Genomic DNA, 25,026 nt, shown 5'->3' on the forward strand with positions numbered 1-25,026 from the left:
TTCGATCGAAAACGGTGATCGCCGTTTCGATCGAACCCCTTTCTCGAGTCGTGGTCAAATCAATCAAACGGATGCAGGAAGCATCCGTCTGATTTTGACCACCGGCGAGGTCCGCGCGCCCCCACCCGCGGACCTCGCCATTTTTCTTCTCGCATTGCCGAGCGCGCCGGCGAGCCGACGTCGCCCCCGACGAAGGTGATGACACCCATGTCTTCAACTGACACGGCCTCGACCGAGACCTCCGCATCTGCGGCTTCCTCAACCCGGCCTTCTGCCGCCGCCCCCAAGCGCAGCGCGTCCTCGACGCGGGCGCTGCTCACCGTCTGTCTGATGACGGCGACGATCATGCAGGCGCTCGACACCACGATCGCCAACGTCGCGCTGCCCTACATGCAGGGTTCGCTGTCGGCGACGCAGGATCAGGTCAACTGGGTGCTGACCTCCTACATCGTCGCCGCCGCGATCATGACCGCGCCGGTCGGCTGGCTGTCGGGCCGGTTCGGCCGCAAGAAGGTGTTCATCATCTGCGCGGCCGGCTTCACCGTCGCCTCGATGCTGTGCGGGCTCGCGCAATCGATCACCGAGATGGTGCTCTACCGCCTGCTCCAGGGCGTGTTCGGCGCCGCGCTGGTGCCGCTGTCGCAGTCGGTGATGATGGACATCTACCCGGCCGAGAAGCGCGGTCAGGCCATGGCGATCTGGGGCATGGGCGTCATGCTCGGCCCGATCATGGGACCGACCCTCGGCGGCTGGCTGACCGACCAGTATTCCTGGCGCTGGGTGTTCTTCGTCAATCTGCCGTTCGGCATCGCCACCGTGCTCGGCCTGATGGCCTTCATGGAGGAGAGCGAGACGCGCGCGACCGTCCGGTTCGACTGGCTCGGCTTCGCGACGCTGTCGATCGGCATCGGCGCGCTGCAGCTGATGCTCGATCGCGGCGAGAGCATCGGCTGGTTCGAGGCACAGGAGATCTGGATCGAGGCGATCATCGCCGCCTTCGGGCTCTACCTGTTCATCGCGCACTCGCTGACCGCCGAGCGGCCCTTCATCCCGATGCAGATCTTCAGGGATCGCAACTTCGCGATCGGCGTGCTGTTCATGTTCGTGGTTGGCATCATCCTGCTCGCCACCATGGCGCTGATCACGCCCTATCTGCAGAACCTGATGGGCTATCCGGTGCTGTCGGCCGGCTTCCTGCTCGGCACGCGCGGCGTCGGCACACTGGTCGCGATGATGGTGGTCGGGCGTCTGCTCGCCTTCATCGATGCGCGAATCCTGATCTTCCTCGGCCTCGTCGCGCAGACCGTGTCGATCTACGAACTGGTCTGGATGACGCCGGAGACCTCGGCCTTCACGATCGTGTGGACCTCGGTCGTGCAGGGCGTCGGCCTCGGCCTCGTGTTCGTGCCGCTCAACACGGTCGCCTTCGCGACGCTGCCGGCGCAGTACCGCACCGATGCGACCGGCGTGTGGACGCTGATCCGCAACATGGGCAGCGCGATCGGCGTCTCGATCGTGATCGCGGAGCTGACCTCGACCGCGACGCTGATGCACGCGCGGCTGACCGAACTGGTCACGCCGTGGAACCTCGGCCTCGCCGCGATGAAGGGCACGTTGCTCGATCCTGCGACCGATACCGGCCGCGCCCTGCTCGATCAGATGGTGACGCTGCAGGCGACGATCATCTCCTACTCGAACGACTACCTGCTGATGACGCTCATCGGTCTGGCGACCTTCCCGCTGCTCCTGCTCATGAAGGGCTCCAAGCAGAGCGGCAAGATCGACACCAGCCACGCCATCGCGGACTGACAGTGATCGCTCGCCGATACGGCCCGCGCGCCGGCCCTTGTGGCGCGGCGCGTGGGCCGCTTTGTGTGGCCGGAACGGCGGTGTTTGGTCGAAGGTCGATCTCCTGCGTCATCTCGCCAATATTTTCAGGTGCTTCTCTGTTTGCTCTTGCGAAAATCGATCATTCCTGACGAAACGTGATTGAAATATTCGCGGGGTGATGTCCTGCGGAATTGCTTTCGGCAATTGTCAGTTCGGCGACATCTTCGTTCTGTCGTAGTTCTGAGTGCGCCCTTGAGCAAAATTGCATCTTCTAATGGCGAGGTCTCGATGATCAACGTTCTTTTTTCCTTTCAGGGTCGTATCAACCGCGCGAAAGTCTGGCTGGCGTTTCTGGCCTGGATCGTAATTTCGGCGGTTGCCGGCGCGATCATCATGGCGGTGATGCCGGCGATCCCGGCCGATGGCGGCGAGGAAGCGCTCGCCAGCATGGGCGGCGCGCTGATCCCGGCCGGCGTGGTCGGCTTCATCTATGTGATCGTCGCGGTCTGGTCGGGCCTCGCCATCGGCATCAAGCGCTTCCACGATCGCGACAAGTCGGGCTGGTGGGTGCTGATCCAGTTCGTGCCGATCGTCGGTCCGATCTGGTACTTCGTCGAGGTGTTCTGCCTGCGCGGCACGCCGGGCCCGAACCGCTTCGGCCTCGATCCGCTGCAGATGTGAGCCGGCACTCCGGCATCACGTGAAACGACAGGAAGGCGCTCCCGCGAGGGGGCGCCTTTTTTGCACGGCACCGCGGCGTCGGTGATGCAGCACCGCGGCCGACGGCCTGCTATAGCTCTGCGGCAACTCCCCTTCTTCGGCCTGCTCTGCCGGGCCATCCCCCACCCATCGAGGTCTTCCCATGGAACGTCGCCGTCTCGGCCGTACGGATCTCCACGTCAGCGCGATCTGCCTCGGCACCATGACCTGGGGCGAGCAGAACACCGAGGCCGAGGGCCACGAACAGCTCGACCACGCCTTTGCCCGCGGCATCAACTTCCTCGACACCGCCGAGATGTATGCGATCCCGCCGAAGCCGGAGACGCAGGGGCGGACCGAGGAGATCATCGGCACCTGGCTGAAGAAGCGGGCCAAGCGCGACGACGTCATCGTCGCGACGAAGATCGCCGGTCGCTCCGACATGAACTGGATGCGCGACGCCAAGGAGCCGGCGCGGCTGACCAAGGCGCATGTCGACGAAGCGGTATCGAAGAGCCTCAAGCGGCTGCAGACCGACTACATCGACCTTTATCAGGTGCACTGGCCCGAGCGTCGGGTGCCCACCTTCGGATCGAATTCGATGGTGTGGCGCGATTCGGGCCGCGATGCCGACGAGACGCCGATTGCGGATACGCTCGCCGCTCTCGATGTCCATGTCCGCGCCGGCCGCATCCGCCATGTCGGCCTCTCCAACGAGACGTCCTGGGGCGTGATGAAGTGGCTGGCGGCATCTGACGCGGCCGGCCAGGCGCGCGTCCAGTCGATCCAGAACGCCTATTCGCTGGTCAACCGCACCTTCGAGGTCAATCTGGCCGAGACCTGCCTGCGCGAGGAGGTCGGCCTGCTCGCCTATTCGCCGCTGGCGCAGGGTTACCTGACCGGCAAGTACCGGGACGGCGCGCTGCCGGCCGGTGCGCGCAAGACGCTGTTCAACCGGCTGCAGCGCTATGAAAAGCCGGGTTCGCAGGAGGCGATCGCGGCCTATTGCGACCTCGCCGCCGAGCTCGGCCTGACGCCGACCGCCCTGGCGCTGGCCTTCGTGACGTCGCGGCCGTTCGTGACCTCGAACATCATCGGCGCGACGTCGATGGCGCAGCTCGAGGAGAACCTCGCGACGCTCGACGTCAAGATCACGCCCGAGATCGAGGCGAGGATCGACGCGATCCATCTGCGCTGGACCAATCCCTGCCCGTGATCGGGTGCGGGCACGATTGCTGATCACAACGAGAAGGCCGGCCGCGGGGAACGCGGCCGGCCTTGCTGTTTCGGCTCGTAGAGCGGGGTGTGCCCGACTTACTGCGGGTCGACGACCACCAGGGCCCAGAAGATCTGGTACTTCGAGCTCGGCGCGTGCGAGATGGCGAGGCCGATGCGGGTCGCGCGGCTGTCGAGCATGGTGGCGTTGTGGACCTTGGAGTCGCGCCAGCCGGAAAAGGCCTCGGCGAAGGTGCGATAGCCGGCGGAGAAATTGGCGGCGAAGGTCTTGTAGGGCACGCCGGCGGCTTTCAGCGCCGGACCGAGCTGGCCTTCCTCGACCGAATGGACGCGGTCGTTGGCGGCCATCCGATCGGCCTGCGCCTTGGCGACGCGGGTCAGCGTCTCGTCCCAGACGAGCGGGCGCAGGCCGTTGTTGGCGCGGTACTGGTTGATCATCGACAGCGAGGAGCCGGGATCGAGCTGCCGGCCGCCGATGTCCAGGCGCTGGTAGAACGGCGGGATCTGCGCCGGTTCGACGGGCGAGCGCGAGCAGGCGGCGAGCGCGAGGCCGGCGGCGACGAGGGCGAGCACCGCAACCGTGGGGGCGGCGCGGCGGGTCGGCTTGGTGTCCATCGGACGAAATCCTGATCAGCGGGGGATGGGGCGCCGCGGGCGGGTCGTCCGCGGGGATCTCTTCGATACGCGTGTGTCGTCAGCCGGCCGGCTTCTCCGGCTCGACCGGCGGACGCGGGGCGAGGCTCGACAGCGGTCGGCCGAGGTAGGCGTCGGCGAGTTCGCGCAGGTGGTCGAGCTGGGCGATGTGGATGTCGCGCTGGGCGAAGGGGATATCGATGCCGCCTTCGCGCAGGCGGCGGACGATCTCGAAGCGCAGATCGCTCTCGACGCCGAAACTGTCGTTGACGTTGCCGACCGTACAGATCAGCCGGAACTCGAGCGAGCTCTCGCCGAAGGCGGTGAAGAAGCACGACGGTCCGGGGAACGGCAGCACCAGCTTGTGGCCCTTGGCGGAGGCGATCAGGATCTCCTTCACCTTGTCCGGATCGGCGTCATAGGTGACGCCGACGTTGACGACGGCGTTGCCGGTCAGGTCGCGATGCATCCAGTTCTTGACGTTGCCGGAGATCAGCGACGAGTTCGGCACGATCAGGCTGGCGCGGTCGCCGGTCTCGATCTCGGTCGAGCGGACGTTGATCTTGCGGACGAAGCCCTTGTCCTTGCCGATCTCGACCAGATCGCCGGCCTTGATCGGACGCTCGACGAGCAGGATCAGGCCGGAGACGAAGTTGTTGACGATCGACTGCAGGCCGAAGCCGATGCCGACCGACAGGGCGCCGGCGACGATGGCGAGGTTCTGCAGGTCGAGGCCGGCGGCCGAGAAGGCGAACATCACCGCCAGCACGACGCCGACATAGCCGAACGACGTGCGGATCGAGTTCTTCAGGCCGGAATCGAGCCGGGTGCGCGGCAGGAAGCGGGTGTCGAGCCAGCCCTGGATGCCGCGTGTGACGCCGATGCCGATGGCGAGCAGCGCAAGCCCGGTCAGGATGGTCGACAGCGAGATCGTCAGGCCGCCGATCTTGAAGCCGAAGAAGGCGGTGCGCGCCTGCGACATCACATCGTCGGACGAGACGCCCCACGGGGTCAGCAGCAGCAGCGCCGCGGTCGCGATCAGGAGCAGGCGGACGATGCCCGACAGCACGACGCCGATCTGCTCGACGGTCTCGCGGGCGAGGCCCATCGAGCGCGTCAGCATGTGCCCGAGCGCGGTCTGCGGCCGGAACACCGAGATCAGCAGCTCGTCGGCGAGCAGCAGCAGCAGGTAGAGCAGGGCGAGGATCGCGCCGGCGCGGATGATCTGCGTCGCCATGAAATGGGCGAGCGCGACATAGCCGATGGCGCTCGCCGTCACGGTCACGGCCGCGGCGATCCAGGCGATCGGCACGATCCAGCGCCAGAACACGCTGCGCGGCTTGTCAGAGGCGACCGGGGCCGAGCCCTCGGCCGCCGTTTCGTCGTCCCCGGACAGCGCGCCGGCGAGCGTGCGCAGCGCGATCATCACCAGCATCGTGTCGATCAGCGCGACGATGCCGGTCACCGCGATGATGCTGGTCACGGGTGCGAACAGGACGTCCAGCAGGCGGGTCAGGAAGATGCCGGTGCCGTGGACGACCGAGATGCCGATCAGGATCGTCTGCAATCCCTGGGCGGCGCCGTCGCGCAGCGGCAGCATGCGCCAGGCGGCCTTGCCGGGCGCGAGCAGGCCGAGCCCGAGCCCATAGATCGACGCGGCCGAGCCGAGGCTGAAGGCGAGCGCGGTCAGCAGCGCCGACACGCGCGAGGGGCTCAGCTCGAAGGCCTCCAGCGCCTGCGACACCGCGATGATGGTGACGACCGGAACGGCGACGTTGAACGCCACGATACCCGTCGCCTTGGCCGAGCGCGCGAGCAGCGAGGGCGCGGCGACATCGCTCTCCCGGACCGTCAGGCGGATCAGGGTGCGGCGGGTCAAGGCCACGACGGCGAAGATCGCGACCAGCGTGCCGCCGAACACGGCCGTCGTCTCCATGCCGCGCACGGCGAGCAGGCGCAGCCAGTCGCCGAGCAGCAGACCGAAGGCGTTGATCAGCCCCGGCACCGCCTGCAGCGTCGACAGCCACAGCGTCGGATCGAACACCGAGCGCGAGCGTTCGAGCAACTCCTGCGCAAAGCGCGCCCGGCGGCGGTCGCCGATCTGCTTGACGATCTCGTCGGAGCGCAACATCACGAGTTGCGCCTGCTTGACCCGGCCCTGGACGTCGGCGAGCGCCTTCTGCTGCTGCTCGCGATCCTGGCGGATCGCTTCGGATTCGGCGTTGTCGTCCTCGTTCTCGGGAGCGGGGCCGATCTGCTTCAGCCGGGCCTCGATGCCCTGCAGGGTCGGGCTCAAGCTGTCGACGACCTCGTTCGCCTGGACCTTGATCGCGTCGGTGCGATTGCGCAGGTCGGCGAGTGCGCGGTCATTCAGCGAGTTGCGCTGGAGCGCGGCGACGATCTGGTCGAGTTCGGCCTTCCAGGCGTCGAGCTTCTGCTGCTGCGCGTCGTCCGGCTTCTTCGGCGCGGGCGGTTTCGGCGGCTGCGCGGGTTGGGGTTGGGCCGGCGCGGGTTGGGCCTGGGGCGGCTGGGCTTGCGGCGCATGCGGCTGTGCGCCGGGCGCGGTGCGGGGCGCGCCCTGCTGCGCCGGTGCCTGCTGGGTCGGTGCCTGTGGGGCCGGCGCCTGCTGGGCCTGGGCGGCACCATCGGGCACCGTGCCGATCATCGTGGCGGCGCCGACCATGCCGGCGACGATCGCGGCGGCGACAGGGGCGGTCGGAACGAGGCGGCTCAGCACCCGGAGGAAAGGCGTCATCGGCAAGGCGGTCCATTTGGAACGGGCGCGGCCCGAATCGGGCGCTGCGCAGGCGAGGCGAAGCAATCGTCATCTTGCTTACACCAGAATGAGGCGAAAGAGGCGCAATCCGTGCCGTTCGCGGTCGAATGCGGCGTGCGTCGCCTGAGGCGTCGGCCGCGGAACCACAGTGGTCGGAGGGCGTTCCGACGGGGGGCGGTGGGTAAACCGTACCTCCGGTCGATTGCGCGGAAACGGGCCGTTGTGCCCCGAGGTCTCGTTCAATATGTTGCGCGCCATGACTGAAACGACCGAGACCCCGCCGGGGCAGCGGCCCGCAGGGGCAACCCCGCCCAGCCGCGGGCTCAGGGCGATCGGCTGGATCATCTGGGATGCGATCTACTGGGGGCTCCTGCGCAACGAATCCTTCGCGCACGCCTCCAACATCGCTTTCTCGATCCTGTTCTCGCTGTTTCCGTTCATGATCCTCGTCACCGGCCTCGCGGGCTACTGGGGCGGGTCGGAGCTCGCCAAGGCGGCCGAACAGGGCACGGGCGGCATCTTCTCCGTCCTGCCGGACGAGATCTCGAAGATCCTGCGACCCGAGGTCTCGGCGGTTCTGTCCGGCTCGCAAGCGCAGGTGCTGACCATCGGCGCGGTCCTGCTCGGCGTGATCGTCACCGGCCTGGTCGAGGCGCTCCGGATGGGGCTCAACTATGCCTATCGCGCGTATGACGCCCGCCACTTCCTGATCCGGCGGCTCGAAGGCACGTTTTTCATGCTGATCGGCGGTATCGTGATCCTGGGGCTCGGCTTCCTGGTCGTGGTGCTGCCGGTGGTCTGGGATTTCCTGATCCCGCATGCGCCCGAATTGTCGCCCTACTGGTCCTACTTCAATCGGCTGCCGCTGGTGTTCTTCAGCTTTGCGGTGTTCCTGTTCCTGCTGTCGGCGCATCTGTGGCTGCCGGCGCGGCGGCAGAGGCCGAGCTCCGTGCTGCCGGGCGTGCTGGTCACCATGGCGCTGTGGTTCGTCGCCGGCCTGGTGTTCTCCTATTATCTCTCGCACTTCTCGAGCTACACGCGCACCTATGCCGGTCTCGGCGGCGCGATTGCGGCGATGCTGTTCTTCTACATCATCGGCCTGATCTTCCTGCTCGGAGCGGAGATCAACAACGCGATCGGCGAGTGGCGCGCCGGCCTGCCGGTATCGGATCGTTGATCGGTTTCGCTCACTGAGACAGCTTGCCCGGCTTGCCGGGGGAGGGCGATCTCGGGCACTCTGTTCAATCGATTGAGGTCGCATCGATCGACGCTCGAGCGCCGGGAGGCGGTGGTGACCGTCGCCCGTGTGCAGCCGGGCTCGCTTCGTTGATGCCACAAGGTTGGGAGACGTCCATGGGTCGCGTCCGGGCCTCGGCCACCGGAGGCCTTTGTCGCCGTTGCGGCGTGGCTGCGGGAGCGGCGGCGCTCTCGGTGCTGGTCGCGCTCGGGGCCGACGCGGCCGATCTCTCGGACAATCAGGTCGCGCGGATGCTCGCCGGCGCCGATCCGGCCCGGCCTGTCGACCTCGCGGCCAAGGATCTGAGCTTCCTCGACCTCTCCGGTCTCGATTTCAAGCGGGCCCGGCTCGGACGGGCGAACCTGCACGCGACCGATCTCGCCGGCGCGGATCTGTCGGGCGCCGACCTCGCGGGGGCGCATCTCGATCGATCGACCGTGCAGAAGGCCAATTTCACCGGCGCGGATCTGCATGGCGCGAGCCTGCTCAGGCTCTCGGTCACGTCCGAGATCGACGTCTCGCCGCGCATGTTCGAGGACGCGCCGAATTTCGAGCGCGCCAATCTCTCCGGCGCGCGCATTTACGCGCGGCTCTCGGGCGCGAACTTTCGCGGCGCCAATCTGACCCATGCGAGCTTTTCCAACTACCGCATGACCATCATCGAGCTGCATCCGCTGACCGTGCTCGATTCCGCGGTGTTCTCCGGCGCGGATCTCGAAGGCGCCGATCTCTCGCATGCGCGTCTCGCCTTCGCTCGGCTCGACGGCGCACGGCTCAGGGGCGCCGTGCTGCGCGAGACCGACCTGACCGGCGCGGATCTGACCGGGGCGGACCTGACCGGCGCCGATGTCACCGGCGCCAACTTCGATCAAGCGGTCCTGCGCGACGTCAAAGGTCTCGGCACGGTCGTCGGCCTCGACCGCGCGGTGAATGTCGACCGGGTGCGGCATTGATGCGCGGCTGGCGCGCTGCCCGCCTCGCGGTCCCCCTCGCCCTTTCCTTGGCCGGCATGGCGGCGATGGGCTCGGTCGATCACGCCTGCGCCGCCGATACCGGTCCGGGCGTCGATACCGCGCTGGTGCTCTCCGTCGACGTGTCGGACTCGGTCGACGAGACGCGGTTCCGGCTGCAGATGCAGGGGATTGCCGAGGCGCTCGAGGATCCGTCCGTCGAGCGGGCGATCCTGGCCGGTCCGCGCGGTGCGATCCTGCTGATGCTGGTCGAATGGGCCGACAAGCCGTCGGTCGCGGTCCCGTGGATGCGGATCGGCAGCATCGAGGATGCCAGACGCGCGGCGGCACGCATCCGCAACACGCCGCGCCGGACCGGCGACTTCACCTGCGTGGCGCAGATGTTCCGTTTCGTGACCGACAAGGTGGTCGCGACATTGACCGTGCCGGCCGACCGGCTGGTCGTCGACGTTTCGGGCGACGGTCGCGAGAATTGCAATCCGGCCGTCCCGACGCCGGCGGCGCGCGACGCCCTGGTGGCGAGCGGCGCGCAGATCAACGGCCTGCCGATCCTGGAGGGCGACGAGGCCGCGACGCTGAAGGCCTGGTACGAGAAGAACGTCATGGGCGGGGAGGGCGCCTTCGTCCTCCCGGCGCTGGGCTTCCAGGATTTCGGCCGCGCGTTCCGGCAGAAGTTCATCACCGAGATCAGCATGCGGTGAGGGATATCGGGCATCTTGCCCGAGATCGCCCGACCGGTCTTGTCTTCCCGCCGTTTTCACGGTCGACTGATGTCGCAGGCTCGCGTCGGCGCGGTCGGCCTGTGCAGGACGTGCGCGGCGCCTCGTCCAGGTCCAAGGCGCAGAGCCCCGGCGTCCGGAGCTTCGAGGGAATCGTCGACGCCCTCGATGTCACGTGGGCGGAGGGACGTGGCGATGCCCTTGTGGTTCGTATTCACGGGTCGGCTCGCGGCCGTCGCTGCGATCCTGGCCGTCGGGGTGGCGCTGCTGCTGGCCGGGTTCGCCGCGCGGGAGCTACATGCCGAGGCCGTCACCGTTCTCCACCTCGCCGAGCGGCAGATCGGATTGCAGACGATATCGTTCTCGGCGGGAGCGCGCGCCGCGCCGTTCGCGCCGGATCTCCAGGCGCTCTCGGTGGCGCCACCGCCGGGCATGTGTCTCGTCTATACGCCGGCGGCCGAGGCCGGTTCAGGACCGACCGAGGCCGGCAGATCCCGGACCTGTACCGGAAGCGAGACCGGCCGCGCGGCGCCCGGCTGGTTCGCGGCGGTTTTCTCGCTGTTCGACGATCCCGGCCTGCCGATCGGTATCGATCTGACCTCGCGCGGCCGCACGCTCGGCCGGCTGTCGCTCGGGGCCGAGCCCGGCGCGGCGGTGGCGCGCGCCTGGGGGCGGATCGAGGGCCTGATCGCGCTCGCGATCCTCGCCGTTCTGGTCACCGCCGCGGTCGCGCTGCCGATCCTGCGCGCGGCACTCCGCCCCGTCGATGTGATCACCACCGCGCTGGCGGATATCCCGTCGGGCGCGCCGGCACGGCGGCTGCCGGTCTTTGGCACCCGCGAGTTCCGCCGTATCGGCGAGGCCGTGAACCGGATGACGGACCGCCTTCGCGAGAGCGAAGCCGAGCGCGCCGTGCTCACCCGACGGCTGTTCGAGGTTCAGGAGCAGGAACGCGCCGCGATCGCCCGCGATCTGCACGACGAGGTGGCGCAGGCACTGACCGCCATTCGCGCGCTCGCCCACGCCGCCGGTGCGGCGCCCGAGGACGCGCAGGCGGTCGGTGCGGCCGCCGGGGCGATCGAACGTACGGCGGCCGAACTGACGGCGACTCTGCGCGAGGCGTTGCGCCGGCTGCGCCCGCCCGATCTCGATCAGCTCGGCCTCGCCGCATCCATCGCCGGTCTCGCCGAGAGCTGGAACCGCACGCTCGGCTCGGCCACGCATGTCGCCGCCCGACACGAGGGCGCGATCGATCCGGTCGATCCGACGGTCGCGGTCAATCTCTACCGGATCGCTCAGGAGGCGCTGACCAATGCGGCTCGTCATGCCGGAGCGAAAAACATCGTCGTGACGCTCGGGCGCGCGGCCAGGGGCGACGAAGGCCCGGCCGCGCTGCGGCTGGTCGTGGCTGATGATGGGGCGGGGTGGCGGACCGCGACGGCGTGCCGGTCGGCCGAGACGCGGCGAGCGCCGGCGCCGGCATGCTGGGAATTCGTGAGCGGGTGCGCGCCCTCGGCGGCCGGCTCTCGGTCGAGGCGGGGCGGCCCGGCACCATCGTCACGGTGGAGATCCCGGTCGGAGCCCCCGCGGCGGAGTTCGTGGCGGCATGAGGACGGTTCTCTTGGTCGACGACCATCCAATCGTGCGCGAAGGCTATCGTATGCTGTTGTCGCGCCGACGTGACCCGTGCGCGGTGGTCGAGGCCGGCTGTGCCGCGGAGGCCTACCGCGCCTATCGCGACCACGCACCCGACATCGTGCTCATGGACGTCGCCCTTGCGGGCCCGAGCGGTATCGAGGCCGCCCGGCACATTCGGCAATGGGACCGGTCGGCGCGGATCCTGATGGTCAGCATGCATCTGAATGCGACCATTGCCGCCCAGGCGTTCCAGGCCGGTGCCATGGGCTACGTCACCAAGTCGTCACCGCCGCCGGTCCTCTTGCGGGCTGTCGATGAGATCCTCGCTGGCAGGAAGGCCATGAGCGACGACATCGCCCAGGAGCTCGCGCTGGACCGGCTCGACGGCAATGACGACCTCGCCGGTCAATTGTCGCCGCGTGAGTTCGAGGTGTTCGTCCTGTTGACCGGCGGGGCGCCCGAGACCGAGATCGCCGATGCGCTCGCCATCGAGTTGAAGACCGTGCGCAACATTCACTACGCGATCAAGTCGAAGCTCGGCGCCCGCACTGACTTCGATCTGACGCTACGGGCGCTACGGGCCGGGGTCCTTGTCATTCCCTGAGGGGCAGGAAGCCGACGGCAGCGTTTCCCCGTCGAAGGCGCTCCCGCCGGACAGATACGCCCGGGATCGACTTCCCGGGCTCAATGCGTCTTCCCGTCAGCGAAGACGCGGTTCTTGATCAGCCATGTGGCGGCTCTCGTCCAGGATTCGTCGGTCTCGCCGCGCAGATCGGTCTGCATCTGGGCGATGATTCGGCCTGTCTTCGCATCGCGGATCCGGAACTCGAGCATCTGCTGCATGACGCTGAGCTTGCGGAAGATGCCGAGCAGCGATTGCTCGGCGCCGGCCGCCAAGGCGATGTCGGCCTCGCAGGCATTGCAATTGCGCAGCCAGTGTTGCCGCATCGTCTCGGTCTCGACCGCTGTCGGGTCGACCAGCCGATACCGCCCGCTCGCCGCGAGCGCTTCGCGCACGTGGAGCGTCACCCGCTCGAGTCGGGCGGTCTCTTCGGCGCTTTCGCCCGCGATCGGGCCGCCGGCGGTGAAGTCGTCGAGTTCGAAGCCGAATACGACGATCGGGATCGGCCGGGTGGGCTCGGTGGCTGCGGCCGGCACAGGGGCGACGCCAAGAGATGCCAGCAGGGCGGCGAGGCCAAGGATCTTTGCACGGATCATCGGATGGGGCTCCGGTCGGTTATGGGACCGGGGGCAGTCTCGCCCGCCCGCGTCGCGCGGCCGAGAGCGCGGTGCCTGCCAAGGGCCGGGCATCATGCCCGTGGGCCGGGGCGGGCCATGACACGAAAACGCCGGACGCGGTCGAACCGCGCCCGGCGCATTCCGTCCCGGTTCCGGTCGGGCGCTGGCCCCCTCGGACCCATCCTCTGCCCAGATCAGGCCTGCCCGCTCGCCTCCAGCACGTCCTCGAGGCTGCGGAGTCCGGTGGTCGGCGCGGAGACGAGCACGGCCATGTTGCCGGGCTGGTGCTGGTTCTTCCACATCTTGGTGTGCGCGTGCGGGATCTTGTCCCACGGGAACACTTCCGACATGCACGGGTCGATGCGGCGGTCGATCACGAAGCGGTTGGCCGCGGCTGCCTGCTTCAGGTGGGCGAAGTGCGAGCCCTGGATGCGCTTCTGGTGCATCCAGACGTAGCGGGCATCGAAGGTGATGTTGAAGCCGGTCGTGCCGGCGCAGAACACCACCATGCCGCCGCGCTTCACCACGAAGGTCGAGGTCGGGAAGGTCGACTCGCCCGGGTGCTCGAACACCATGTCGACGTTGACGCCCTTGCCGGTGATGTCCCAGATCGCCTTGCCGAACTTGCGGACTTCCTTGAACCAGGTGTCGTATTCGGGGCTGCCGACCTTGGGCAGCTGGCCCCAGCAGTCGAAGTCCTTGCGGTTGATGACGCCGCGCGCGCCGAGGCCGAGCACGTAGTCGCGCTTGGTCTCGTCGGAGATCACGCCGATCGCGTTCGCACCGGCGGCGGCGCAGAGCTGGATGCCGAACACGCCGAGGCCGCCCGAGGCGCCCCAGACCAGCACGTTCATGCCCGGCTTCAGCTCGTGCGGCTCGTGGCCGAACAGCATGCGGTAGGCGGTCGCCAGCGTCAGCGTGTAGCAGGCGGCCTCTTCCCAGGTCAGGTGCTTCGGCCGCGGCAGGAGCTGGCGCGCCTGCACCCGGCAGAACTGCGCGAAGGAGCCGTCATTGGTCTCGTAACCCCAGATCCGCTGCGAGGTCGACAGCATCGGATCGCCGCCGTTGCATTCCTCGTCGTCGCCGTCGTCCTGGTTACAATGGATGACGACCTCGTCGCCGACCTTCCAGTTCTTCACCTTCGAGCCGACCTTCCAGACGATGCCCGAGGCGTCGGAACCGGCGATGTGATAGGGCTGCTTGTGCCCGTCGAACGGCGAGATCGGCTTGCCGAGGCCGGCCCAGATGCCGTTGTAGTTCACGCCCGCGGCCATCACGAGCACGAGCACCTCGTTGTTGTCGATCTCCCAGGTCGGCACGACCTCGAGCTTCATGGCGTCTTCCGGGGGGCCGTGCCGTTCGCGGCGGATCGCCCAGGCGTACATCTTCTCCGGCACATGGCCGAGCGGAGGGATTTCGCCGATCTCGTAGAGATCCTTGATCGGTCGCTCGCCCGAGGCGGCGGTGGTCTGAGCGGCAGTCGAGGCCATTTGGTCTCCCTTCCCGGCTGGCCGGCCGCCGCGTCTTCCCACGCGAGGGCCGTCGCCTTTCCCTTGTTGACGGCGTTTCTTCGTTGCGTCGCAAAAGCCCGGACCGCGAGGCGGCCGGGCGTCTGACGTGACTATCAACCGGTCCGGACCGGTTTCGCCATTGTCCAAAGGATGGAAATCGGCACGCCGCCTGTCGACTGCGACCGTTTGCCGTAGCTTTGCGCGGTGCAGCATGAATCGGTTCGATCGACCACCTTCCGGTAGCGTCGCTGGCGGCCTCGCTGGATCTGGCGTGGCGTTATGCATTCAGCGGTACTTGAAAAAGGGCCGATACACGGCATTGTGCCGCCCAGCTGCCGCACGAGGCCGATTCCATGCTGTCTTTGCTGTCTCCTTACACGATGTCGCCCGCCGCTTTGACGACCATGGCGGTGGCGGTGCTGATCGGCGCCGCGGTGATCGGCTGGATCGTCGACGAGGTGCTTGACGACCGGGCCTTCGGCGTCCTGGTGAACACCGTGCTGGTCGCGATCGGGATCGTCATCGGCCTCTACGTGTTCGACTATCTGATGACGACGCACCGGCTCTCGATCCGCTACGCCAATCCGTACGGCTGGCTGGTTGCCGGCATGGGCGGCGCGACCTTCACGCTGCTGCTGTTCTGCGGTCTCAGGGCGGCCATCGGCCGCTAGAGCGGCATCCGATCAGATTGGATCGGATGCCGCTCTAGCCTACTTGTAAACGCAAGCCTTTTCCGATCGGAGTGAATCACTCCGATCGGGCCTTGCTCTAGGCCGATCCGCCGGGGCCGGGGCTGGAGGCGCCCGGCGCAGGCGCGCGCGCCGGGCCCCTGCGACATCGCGGTCCCATGCTCCGACGTTTTGCGGTGCTGACAGGATGGCGGCGGACCGCTATCGAATCGATCGAACGCAAGCTTTTTCCGCCTTTTGACGTTTTCGTCCGGGACAAGGATCGATCGACATGCCGCTGACCGAGCGCGACCGGCCCTGGATCTTCCGCACCTACGCGGGTCATTCGACCGCGGCGGAATCCAACAAGCTCTATCGCACCAACCTCGCCAAGGGGCAGACCGGCCTGTCGGTCGCCTTCGATCTGCCGACGCAGACCGGTTACGATCCCGATCATGCGTTGTCGCGCGGCGAGGTCGGCAAGGTCGGCGTGCCGGTCGCTCATCTCGGCGACATGCGGGCGCTCTTCGACGGCATCCCGCTCGAGAAGATGAACACCTCGATGACGATCAATGCCACCGCCCCGTGGCTGCTCGCGCTCTATGTCGCGGCGGCCGACGAGCAGGGCGCGGATCGCAGCCTGCTCGCCGGCACGACGCAGAACGATCTCATCAAGGAATATCTGTCGCGCGGCACTTACGTGTTCCCGCCGGCGCCGTCGATGCGCCTGACCACGGACGTGATCGCCTGGACCTACCGGGCGATGCCGAAGTGGAACCCGATGAACGTCTGCTCCTACCATCTGCAGGAGGCCGGCGCGACGCCGGTGCAGGAACTCGCCTTCGCGCTCGCCACCGCCATCGCGGTGCTCGACGGCATGAAGGCCTCCGGCGCGATCCCGGCCGAGGAGTTCGGCGAGGCGGTCGGGCGCATCTCGTTCTTCGTCAATGCCGGCATGCGGTTCGTGACCGAACTGTGCAAGATGCGCGCGTTCGGCGTGCTCTGGGACGAGATCACGCGCGATCGCTACGGCGTCGCCGACGCCAAGAACCGCCGGTTCCGCTATGGCGTGCAGGTCAACTCGCTGGGGCTGACGGAATCGCAGGCCGAGAACAACGTCTACCGCATCCTGATCGAGATGCTGGCCGTGACGCTGTCGCGCGATGCGCGCGCCCGCGCCGTGCAGCTGCCGGCCTGGAACGAGGCGCTCGGCCTGCCGCGGCCGTTCGATCAGCAATGGTCGCTGCGCATGCAGCAGATCCTGGCCTACGAGACCGACCTGCTCGAATACGCCGACATCTTCAATGGTTCCAAGGAGATCGAGGCCAAGGTCGAGGCGCTGGTCGCGGAGGCGCGAGAAGAACTCGCGCGCATCGAGGCGATGGGCGGCGCGGTCGCGGCGGTCGAGTCGAGCTACATGAAGCAGAAGCTGGTCGAGTCCAACACGCGCAGGCTCGAGCAGATCGAGAAGGGCGAGGCGACCGTCGTCGGCGTCAACCGGTTCCGCGAGACGGAGGCATCGCCGCTGACCGGCGGCGACGGCTCGATCCTGACCGTGCCGGAGCATGTCGAGGCCGAGGCGGTCGAAGGGCTGAAGGCCTGGCGCGCGCAGCGCGATGCCCGCGCGGTCGAGAAGGCGCTGGCGGAGCTGCGGGCCGCCGCCGCCGAGGGGCGCAACATCATGGAGCCCTCGATCGTCGCGGCCAAGGCCGGAGTCACCACCGGCGAATGGGGCGAGACGCTGCGGGCCGTGTTCGGCGAATACCGCGCGCCGACCGGCGTCGGCCGCGCGGTGCGCGAGACGGGCGGCGATCTCGGCGCGGTGCGTACCGCGGTCGAGGCGGTGTCGACCAAGCTCGGGCGGCGCCTGAAGTTCCTGGTCGGCAAGCCGGGCCTCGACGGCCATTCGAACGGCGCCGAACAGATCGCGGTCCGCGCCCGCGATTGCGGCATGGAGGTCGTCTACGAGGGCATCCGGCTGACGCCGGCGCAGATCGTCAACGCGGCGCTCGAGGAGGGCGTGCACGTGGTCGGACTGTCGATCCTGTCCGGCTCGCATCTGGCGCTCGTGCGCGATGTCATGGACCGGATGCGGGCGAGCGGCCTCGACGACGTGCCCGTCGTGGTCGGCGGCATCATTCCGCCCGAGGACGAGCGTTCGCTGAAGGCGATGGGGGTCGCGGCGGTCTATACGCCGAAGAACTTCCAGCTCACCGACATCATGGCCGACGTGGTGCGGCTGGTTGATGCGGGCGCTGAAAAGGCCGCGTGAGGACGTGACGGGCGGTCCGCATTCCGGCCCCCCGACCGGAACGCGGCCTTCGGCTGCCGCGACGTGTCGTCATCGAGCCGAGGGTCTCAGCTCGTCAGCGCCTTGCGGGCGTCGCCGAGACGGCTGTTGATGCGCGTCAGCTCGTCGATACGCGCGGAGTTGTCGGATTCCAGCGCGGCGAGGATCTGGGTCAGCTCCGGGCGGACATCGCGGAGCGAGCCGGTCTGGTCCATCGAATGCAGCAATCGCTTGATCGCGGGGACCGACACTTCCAGCTCGCGCAGCGTCACGATCACCGACAGCCGCTCGGCGTCTTCAGGCGAGTAGAGACGCCGCGAGCCCTGCCGGGTCGGTTTCAGCAGGCCGCTCTGCTCGTAGAAGCGGAGGGTCCGCAGCGAGACATTCAGGAACTCCGATAGTTCGCGGATCGAGTAGCTGTCCGCGTCGGGAAGATCGTGGAAGGTCATCGTCTCACGCAGGAGCCGCCGAAGCTCGGTCACTGGCCCAGTCATTCTTGTCACCGTCGTTTTTGTGTTTGCCCTCGAAGGCCCCCCGCGTCGAGACCGGGAGCCAAATCCGACAACGCGGAAATCGGCCGAATGTTCGATGCGTTTCGGTCGACCCTGCGATGTTCCGAGAGTGGAGTGACGCGAGAATCTCCCCTGCTGTCACGATGGCCGTGTCGTCGCTGAATTCAAACAGAGAAAAATGAGAAACTGAGTCCCAATTTATCGAAAAGAGATCCCGAAAAGCTACATATCCTAAGGGAAGGTATCGCGCAGAAGTCCGTTGCAGTCTTGACTAGATTGAAGCGCAATATTCCGTGATCAGTTATTTTCATTGTTGCTGGAATATTCCCTGAGCTGATTCTCGCGGACGATCGTTCATACGTCCGGAACTTTCGTCCTGTGTCTTCATGCTGCCGTTTCCTGCTCCAGATGAAGGCCGGGACTAGGATCGCGTCTGCGTGTATTGGCGCGTGTCTCGGAAAGCGGTCATCGGTGGATGCGCTAGAGGGCGTCCTCGTCTTTTTGGATCGTTAAGAAATTTCAGTTCATAACTATTTGGTCAGCCCCGCAGCAAGGCCGGATGGGGGCGTGGAGGCTCAATGCAACTCAAGACGAAGATTCTTGTCGTCGCCTTCGGCACGCTGCTCGGCATGGCGCTGCTCGGCGGTGTTTCGCTGATCGGTTCGCGGCAGTTCGCGCTGGCGAGCGACGAGGCGTCGCAGACGGCGGTGGCGCTGCGCCGTCAGATGCAGGGCGACATGATGCATGACGCGCTGAACAGCGGCGTCTATCGCGCTCTGCACGCGGCCGCCGCAGGCGTGGAGGCAACGGAAGGCGCGGAGATCCTCGAGGACGCCAGGAAGAATGCGGCATCCTTCGGCGACTCGCTCGACGCCCTCGCGGCAGCCGGGTTGCCGGCGGAGATCCAGGCCAAGGTCCAGCACGTCCGCCCCGTCGTCGATCGCTACCGCGCGCTTGCGGTCTCGCTGGTCGAGACGGCGCTCAAGGATCGCGGCATTGCCGAGGCGCGGCTCGGCGAGTTCTCGAAACTGTTCGACGCCCTCGAAACCGATCTCGAAAAGCTCGGCGATGCGCTCGAGGAACATGCCAAGGCGCAGAATGAAGCCGTCGGCACGATCCGCACCTGGCTGGACCGGGTGATCATCGCCACGCTGGTGATGGGTGTCGGCGTCGTCGCCGCCATGGTGCTGTTCTTGTCGCGCGGGGTGGTGGTGCCGATCCGGGCGATCGAAACCGCGATGCGCCATCTCGCCGGCGGCGGGCGACTGGAGGTCGTTCCCGGGGTCGGGCGTCCGGACGAGATCGGCCGGATGGCCGAGGCGCTGGAGACGTTCCGCTCGGCGATGGGCGCGCTTCACGATGCCGAGGGCGCGCGGGCGGCCGATCGGGCGCGCGCGGAAGCCGATCGCCGCGAGGCGCTGATGGCGATGACGCGCGGCGTGTCGACAGCGGCCGGGGAGGGCAAGCAGGCGATCGCCGCGAGCGCCTCGGAAATCCGTTCACGCTCCGAGACGATCCGGTCGGCCTTTGCCAGGGTCTCCGGTGCGCTGCAGGATGCGCTCGGCGACGCCGCGACGTCCCGGCGGCTCACCGGCGAGGTCGCCGCGCTGTCGCGGCGGGCGGAGGGCGTGATCCAGACCGTCTCGCAGACGGTCGAACAAGGCGCGAGCCTCAATCGCGATGCCGTGCAGCGCGCCCGGCAGTCGCGGGAGACGGTCACGGCCCTCGCTCAGGCGGCGGACGACATCGGCGCGATCGTCGGCGTGATCACCGAGATCGCCGGCCAGACCAACCTTCTGGCGCTCAACGCCACGATCGAGGCGGCGCGGGCCGGCGAGGCGGGCCGCGGCTTTGCCATCGTGGCGAGCGAAGTGAAGTCGCTCGCGACCCAGACGGCCAAGTCGAGCGACGAGATCGGCCGCAAGGTCGGCGAGATCCAGACCGCCACCCGCCAGGCCGTCGACAGTCTCGCCTCGATCGCGGAATCGATCGAGGCGGTCGAGCAGGTCATGACCGCGATCACCGAGGCGATGGGCGACCAACGCGGCATCACGGCCGAGCTCGGCGGCCTCGCGGCCGAGACCGACGGCGCTGTCCGGTCGATGGACGCGGGCGTCGGCGAGATCGCGACGCTGGCCGAAGCGACCAGCCGCGACGTCGCCGACATGAACCGTGCCGCCGATGCCGTGCTCACCCGGGCGACCGGCGTTCTCGAGGAACTGCCGGCGATGGTCGAACGGGCGACCCGGGCGGCGGATCGTTCGGACCAGGGCGGCGCGCGGGCGGCCTGAGGCACCGTGCGACAGGTCGGCCCTCGCGGCTCCTGCCGATCAATCGGTGAGTTCGCGGGCGAACCAATAGGCCATCTTGTCGACCAGCTCGTGCATGCGCCGGTCCTCGTCCTGCAGCAGCATGACCGGCGGCCCGTTGACGCCGCGGTTCGAGATCGAGAGCGGCACCCGGCGCAGGACGGCGCCGTTCGGCCCGACCAGCAGGCCCGCGCCGGAGATCCAGTCGTCTTCGCCGTCGAGCATGCGGAACGAGCGCCCCGGATTGCTCGACAGGCTGATCGAGGAGATCTGCAGGACCGCTGTCGGCGCGCGGCGATCGGCTGTCATTAGTCCGGCGAACTGCGCGCGCATGGCGGGTTCGGCCGCGGCGGCGACGCGCGCGGCATAACGACTGACGCCCTTGGCGGCGAGCGGCGCGGCGTCAACCCGGACGGCTCGGACACGCTGCGCCGGGGCGGCCAGGGCGCTGCCGGCCATGGCGCCGAAGCCGATCAAGCCGACGAGAACGGCGCGGCGATGGGGATGAGTGTGTTCACGCATGACGGTTCCGGATGGTGGTGCGCCGGTCGCGGCGCGAGCGTCATCATAACGCCGAAAGACGGCAACGGGGTCGTCACGCGTGATCAGATCCGATCGATCGCGTGCAGGGCTTCGGCGAGGAATGGATGGAATTTTCCATCCGAGTTTGGTTCATTGCGTTCTGTTCCAGATGTGCGACCGATCGTGTCGTTCCGCGGGAGAATGAGCGCATGGACCAGGTCGTCGCGCCGACGTCCTATGACGAGTTGCAGTCCCGGCTGATCGAGCGGCTGCCGAACCTGCCGAAGCGGCTGCGGCAATGCGCGGAATTCGTGGCGGCGCATCCTGACCGAATCTCGTTCGCGACCGTCGCGGAGGTCGCCGAGGCGGCCGGCGTGCAGCCCTCGGCGGTGGTGCGGTTCTGCCAGGAACTCGGCTTCAGCGGCTATGGCCCGTTCCAACAGCTGTTCCGCGATCGGGTCGCCCGGCCGCTGCCGGACTATGCGACCCGGATCGCCGAGTTGCGCGCCATGGGGCGGGACAGTCCGCACGCGCTGCTGGTCGAGTTCGCCGAGGCCGGGCGCCTGTCGCTGCAGCAGCTCGTGCTGCAGGTCGGCGACGACCAGCTCAATGCCGCGGTCGCGGTGCTGGCCGCGGCGCGCACCATCCATGTCGTCGGCTATCGGCGGGCGTTTCCGGTCGCGGCCTATTTCGCCTATGTGCTCGAAAAGCTCGACGTTCCGGTGATGCTGCATGCGGGAACCGCCGGTTTCGTGCCCGCGACCGCGATCCAGCCGGACGACGCGCTGCTCGCAATCACCTTCGCGCCCTATACCCAGGCGACCGTCGATCTCGCCGAGGCGGCCCTCAAGCGAGGTGCCAAGGTGGTCGGCATCACCGACTCGCTCGCCAGCCCCCTGCATCAGATTGGCGCGCTGGTGCTGCTGGCGTCCGAGGTGTCGGTCGGCGCGTTCCGGCCGCTGTCGGCGCCGCTGACGCTCGCCATGACGCTCGCCGTCTCGCTCGGCGGCGCGCGTGCGCCGAGGCCGGATCCGAGCGTCTGAACGGGTCCCGCGCAAGGCCGGGTTCTCGATTGCCATTCCTCTGGATTTGGATTAGACGTTCCATTTAAGAAGAATATGGAACGACGCTCGGGCGAACCGCCTCGCGGCGAGCGCCGGCAGCGCCCCGTCTTCCAGGACGGACGGCGGTTGTCGGCGACGACCGATCGGCAGCACCGACATCCAACGAGCGACGGACCCGATCCGGCCTCCACGCAGGACGGCCGATCACCAGGGCAGAGGGAGACGCAGCAGTGACCGTCAATTTCGCCGTTCTCGGCGCCGGCCGTATCGGCAAGGTGCATGCCCGCGCGATCGCCGGCAATCCGGATGCCCGCATCGTCGCCGTCACCGATGCGCTGCCGGCGGCGGCTGAAGCGCTCTCGGCTTCGACGGGGGCGGAGATCCGCTCGATCGAGGCGATCGCCAAGAGCGCCGACGTCGACGCGGTGGCGATCTGCACGCCGACCGACACGCATGCGGACCTGATCGAGCTGTTCGCGCGCGCCGGCAAGGCGATCTTCTGCGAGAAGCCGGTCGATCTGTCGCTCGCCCGCGTGCAGGCTTGCCTGAAGGTCGTCGACGAGACGAAGGCGCCGCTGATGCTCGGCTTCAACCGGCGCTTCGATCCTGACTTCCGCGCCGTGAAGGCCGCGGTCGACCGCGGCGACATCGGCACGGTCGAGATGGTGACGATCGTGTCGCGCGATCCGGCGCCGCCGCCGGTCGAATATATCGGCCGTTCGGGCGGCATCTTCCGTGACATGACGATCCACGATTTCGACATGGCGCGCTGGCTGCTCGGCGAGGAGCCGGACACGGTGCTCGCCGCGGCCTCGGTGCTGGTCGATCCGGCGATCGGCACGGCCGGCGACTTCGACAGCGTCAACGTGATCCTGCGCACGGCCTCGGGCCGGCAGGCGGTGATCACCAACACGCGCCGCGCGGCTTACGGCTACGATCAGCGCATCGAGGTACTCGGCTCGCAGGGTGCGGTGTCGGCCGACAACACCCACCAGGCCAATATCCAGATCGCGACCGCCACGGGCTACGGCCGGCCGCCGCTGCTCGACTTCTTCATGACGCGCTATGTCGCGGCCTATGCCAACGAAATCGCGGCCTTCATCGCGGCGCTGCGCGACAAGACGCCGATGCCGGTCTCCGGCCATGACGGCCTGTTGGCGCTCGCGCTCGCCGAAGCCGCGCTGAAGTCGGTCGCCGAGGGTCGCGCGGTCACCGTCGCCGAAGTGACGGGCTGACCGCCATGGCGAAGCCGCTCGACGTCATCACCATCGGCCGCTCGTCGGTCGACCTCTACGGCGCGCAGGTCGGCGGCCGGCTCGAGGACATGCGGTCGTTCCAGAAATACGTCGGCGGCTCGCCCACCAACATGGCGACCGGCGCGGCACGGCTCGGGCTCAAATCCGCGCTGATCACCCGCGTCGGCGACGAACACATGGGCCGGTTCCTGCGCGAGGAACTGGCGCGCGAGGGCGTCGATGTGCGCGGTGTGGCGACCGACCCGGAGCGGCTGACCGCGCTCGTCATTCTCGGCATCCGTGACGACCGGCAGTTCCCGCTGATCTTCTATCGCGAGAACTGCGCCGACATGGCGCTGTGCGAGGCCGACATCGATCCGGCCTTCATCGCGGAGGCACGCGCGGTCGTCGCGACCGGCACGCACCTCAGCCATCCGCGGACCGAAGCCGCCGTGCTGAAGGCTCTCCGGCTCGCGCGCGAGACCGGTGCCCGCACGGCGCTCGACATCGACTACCGGCCGAATCTCTGGGGTCTTTCCGGCCACGGCGATGGCGAGAACCGGTTCATCGAGAGCGCGGCGGTCACCGCGCGGCTGCAGGCGCATCTGCATCTGTTCGACCTGATCGTCGGCACGGAAGAAGAGTTCCACATCGCCGGCGGCTCGACCGATACGATCGCCGCGCTCCGCGCCGTGCGCGCGCTGACGCCGGCGACGCTCGTCTGCAAGCGCGGCCCGATGGGCGCCAGCGCCTTTGCCGGGCCGATCCCCGACAGCCTCGACGCGGGCGAGGTCGGGCCGGGCTTCCCCGTGGAGGTCTTCAACGTGCTCGGCGCCGGCGACGGCTTCATGGCCGGGCTGCTGCGCGGCTGGCTCGACGACGAGCCTTGGCCGGTCACGCTCAAATACGCCAACGCCTGCGGCGCCTTCGCGGTCAGCCGGCACGGCTGCACGCCGGCGTATCCGAGCTGGGACGAGCTGCAGTTCTTCCTGAAGCGCGGCGTCGTCACGCCGGCGCTGCGCCACGATCCGGCGCTCGAACAGATCCACTGGTCGACCAACCGGACGCGCGAATGGCCGGAAATGCGGGTGTTCGCCTTCGACCATCGCCGGCAGTTCGAGGATCTGCCGGGCTTCACGCCCGAGAAGGCCGGCGCGTTCAAGCTCCTGTGCCTGCAAGCGGTCGAGACGGTCGCGGCCGGGCGTACCGGCTACGGCCTGCTCTGCGATGATCGGTTGGGTCGCGCGGCGTTGCAGCGGGCTGCCGGCAAGGGGCTCTGGATCGGCCGCCCGGCCGAGTGGCCCGGCTCGCGGCCGCTGACGCTGGAGCCCGATCTCGGTCCCGATTGTGGCGGCCTCGCCGAATGGCCGGCCGAGCACGTGGTCAAGGTGCTGTGCTTCTGCCATCCGGACGACGACGCGGCGACCTGGGAGGACCAGATCGCCACCGTCGAGCGGCTCTACACGAGTGCGCGGCGCAACGGTCTCGAGCTGCTGCTCGAAGTGATCCCGTCCAAGGTCGGGCCGGTCGACGACCGGACCACGGCGACGATCATCGAGCGCTTCTACGATCGCGGCATCTTCCCCGACTGGTGGAAGCTCGAGCCGCTCGAGACCGAAGCGGCCTGGGCGAATGCCTGCGCGGCGATCGCGCGCCACGATCCGCACTGCCGCGGCATCGTCGTGCTTGGGCTCGACGCGCCCGAGGTCGAGCTGATCCCGCGCCTCGAAGGCGCGGCCGCGCATGATCTGGTCAAGGGGTTTGCCGTCGGCCGGACGATCTGGGGCGCTTCCGCGCGCGCCTGGCTCCTCGGCGAGATCGACGACGCGACCGCCGTCGCGCAGATGGTCCAGAACTATGCGCGTCTCGCCGCCGTTTGGGACGGCGCGCGCCAACGCGCCGCCGCCTCCAGTGCTTCCGCCCCTGTTCCCGCCTGA

General features: G+C 68.1%; 21 protein-coding genes. 14 read left to right on the plus strand and 7 right to left on the minus strand.

Features of this window, described 5'->3' with window-relative positions; translation table 11 throughout:
• Positions 1–59 precede the first annotated feature (59 nt).
• Positions 60–347, minus strand: a complete 288-nt coding sequence (locus ABS361_20860; GenBank protein XBY44431.1) for a hypothetical protein — start codon at positions 345–347, stop codon at positions 60–62.
• Between ABS361_20860 and ABS361_20865 the strand changes: the two genes are divergently transcribed.
• The 3 genes from ABS361_20865 to ABS361_20875 all read left to right on the plus strand — a co-directional run bounded on the left by ABS361_20865 (position 331) and on the right by ABS361_20875 (position 3,745).
• Positions 331–1,809 (plus strand): DHA2 family efflux MFS transporter permease subunit, encoded by a 1,479-nt coding sequence (locus ABS361_20865; protein XBY44432.1) that lies wholly within the window; start codon positions 331–333, stop codon positions 1,807–1,809. The two genes, ABS361_20860 and ABS361_20865, sit on opposite strands and share 17 nt — an antisense overlap.
• A gap of 309 nt (positions 1,810–2,118) precedes the next feature.
• Positions 2,119–2,511 (plus strand): DUF805 domain-containing protein, encoded by a 393-nt coding sequence (locus ABS361_20870; protein ID XBY44433.1) that lies wholly within the window; start codon positions 2,119–2,121, stop codon positions 2,509–2,511.
• Between the two features lie 181 nt (positions 2,512–2,692).
• On the plus strand, positions 2,693–3,745 hold the full coding sequence (locus tag ABS361_20875; GenBank protein ID XBY44434.1) for an aldo/keto reductase: 1,053 nt from the start codon (positions 2,693–2,695) through the stop codon (positions 3,743–3,745).
• A gap of 98 nt (positions 3,746–3,843) precedes the next feature.
• Here ABS361_20875 and ABS361_20880 read toward each other — a convergent pair whose 3' ends face one another.
• Both ABS361_20880 and ABS361_20885 read right to left on the minus strand, forming a co-directional pair.
• Positions 3,844–4,380 carry a CAP domain-containing protein gene (locus ABS361_20880; protein ID XBY44435.1) on the minus strand — a complete coding sequence of 179 codons (537 nt, stop codon included), beginning with the start codon at positions 4,378–4,380 and terminating at the stop codon, positions 3,844–3,846.
• A gap of 79 nt (positions 4,381–4,459) precedes the next feature.
• Positions 4,460–7,153 carry a DUF3772 domain-containing protein gene (locus ABS361_20885; GenBank protein XBY44436.1) on the minus strand — a complete coding sequence of 898 codons (2,694 nt, stop codon included), beginning with the start codon at positions 7,151–7,153 and terminating at the stop codon, positions 4,460–4,462.
• 277 nt (positions 7,154–7,430) lie between these two features.
• On the opposite strand from ABS361_20885, the gene ABS361_20890 reads away from it, so the two are divergent.
• The 5 genes from ABS361_20890 to ABS361_20910 all read left to right on the plus strand — a co-directional run bounded on the left by ABS361_20890 (position 7,431) and on the right by ABS361_20910 (position 12,343).
• A complete protein-coding gene (locus tag ABS361_20890; GenBank protein ID XBY44437.1) occupies positions 7,431–8,351 on the plus strand; it encodes a YihY/virulence factor BrkB family protein in 921 nt (306 codons plus the stop codon).
• Between the two features lie 227 nt (positions 8,352–8,578).
• Positions 8,579–9,364, plus strand: a complete 786-nt coding sequence (locus ABS361_20895) for a pentapeptide repeat-containing protein (protein ID XBY44438.1) — start codon at positions 8,579–8,581, stop codon at positions 9,362–9,364.
• Positions 9,364–10,083 (plus strand): DUF1194 domain-containing protein, encoded by a 720-nt coding sequence (locus ABS361_20900; protein XBY44439.1) that lies wholly within the window; start codon positions 9,364–9,366, stop codon positions 10,081–10,083. The genes ABS361_20895 and ABS361_20900 overlap by 1 nt, the downstream gene beginning before the upstream one ends.
• 15 nt (positions 10,084–10,098) lie before the next feature.
• On the plus strand, positions 10,099–11,784 hold the full coding sequence (locus ABS361_20905; GenBank protein ID XBY44440.1) for a histidine kinase: 1,686 nt from the start codon (positions 10,099–10,101) through the stop codon (positions 11,782–11,784).
• On the plus strand, positions 11,744–12,343 hold the full coding sequence (locus ABS361_20910) for a response regulator transcription factor (GenBank protein ID XBY44441.1): 600 nt from the start codon (positions 11,744–11,746) through the stop codon (positions 12,341–12,343). Before ABS361_20905 ends, ABS361_20910 begins: the two co-directional genes overlap by 41 nt.
• 80 nt (positions 12,344–12,423) lie before the next feature.
• Here ABS361_20910 and ABS361_20915 read toward each other — a convergent pair whose 3' ends face one another.
• Positions 12,424–13,053, minus strand: coding sequence for a DUF3280 domain-containing protein (locus ABS361_20915; protein XBY44442.1), 630 nt, complete (start codon positions 13,051–13,053; stop codon positions 12,424–12,426).
• A 119-nt stretch (positions 13,054–13,172) separates the two neighbouring features.
• Positions 13,173–14,468, minus strand: a complete 1,296-nt coding sequence (gene ccrA, locus ABS361_20920) for a crotonyl-CoA carboxylase/reductase (GenBank protein ID XBY44443.1) — start codon at positions 14,466–14,468, stop codon at positions 13,173–13,175.
• Between the two features lie 374 nt (positions 14,469–14,842).
• Here ccrA and ABS361_20925 point away from each other — a divergent pair, with 374 nt between their 5' ends.
• Positions 14,843–15,160, plus strand: a complete 318-nt coding sequence (locus ABS361_20925) for a hypothetical protein (GenBank protein ID XBY44444.1) — start codon at positions 14,843–14,845, stop codon at positions 15,158–15,160.
• Between the two features lie 289 nt (positions 15,161–15,449).
• Complete coding sequence (locus tag ABS361_20930; GenBank protein XBY44445.1) at positions 15,450–17,429, plus strand: protein meaA; 1,980 nt, start codon at positions 15,450–15,452, stop codon at positions 17,427–17,429.
• An 86-nt stretch (positions 17,430–17,515) separates the two neighbouring features.
• On the opposite strand, the gene ABS361_20935 is transcribed toward ABS361_20930, so the two are convergent.
• Positions 17,516–17,941 (minus strand): MerR family transcriptional regulator, encoded by a 426-nt coding sequence (locus ABS361_20935; protein ID XBY44446.1) that lies wholly within the window; start codon positions 17,939–17,941, stop codon positions 17,516–17,518.
• Between the two features lie 596 nt (positions 17,942–18,537).
• Between ABS361_20935 and ABS361_20940 the strand changes: the two genes are divergently transcribed.
• Entirely contained in the window at positions 18,538–20,250 is a 1,713-nt protein-coding gene (locus ABS361_20940) for a HAMP domain-containing methyl-accepting chemotaxis protein (GenBank protein ID XBY44447.1), read from the plus strand.
• A gap of 39 nt (positions 20,251–20,289) precedes the next feature.
• Here the strand turns inward: ABS361_20940 and ABS361_20945 are convergent, their stop codons facing one another.
• Positions 20,290–20,790, minus strand: coding sequence for a hypothetical protein (locus ABS361_20945; GenBank protein XBY44448.1), 501 nt, complete (start codon positions 20,788–20,790; stop codon positions 20,290–20,292).
• A gap of 209 nt (positions 20,791–20,999) precedes the next feature.
• Between ABS361_20945 and ABS361_20950 the strand changes: the two genes are divergently transcribed.
• From ABS361_20950 to iolC, 3 genes are all read left to right on the plus strand, one after another.
• On the plus strand, positions 21,000–21,833 hold the full coding sequence (locus ABS361_20950; protein XBY44449.1) for a MurR/RpiR family transcriptional regulator: 834 nt from the start codon (positions 21,000–21,002) through the stop codon (positions 21,831–21,833).
• Positions 21,834–22,084: 251 nt separating this feature from the next.
• Positions 22,085–23,089, plus strand: coding sequence for an inositol 2-dehydrogenase (iolG, locus tag ABS361_20955; protein XBY44450.1), 1,005 nt, complete (start codon positions 22,085–22,087; stop codon positions 23,087–23,089).
• A gap of 5 nt (positions 23,090–23,094) precedes the next feature.
• The gene (gene iolC, locus ABS361_20960; protein XBY44451.1) at positions 23,095–25,026 is read left to right on the plus strand and encodes a 5-dehydro-2-deoxygluconokinase; all 1,932 of its coding nucleotides are present in this window, start codon (positions 23,095–23,097) and stop codon (positions 25,024–25,026) included.

The organism is Ancalomicrobiaceae bacterium S20, assembly GCA_040269895.1.
Lineage (GTDB): Bacteria > Pseudomonadota > Alphaproteobacteria > Rhizobiales > Ancalomicrobiaceae > Methyloraptor > Methyloraptor flagellatus.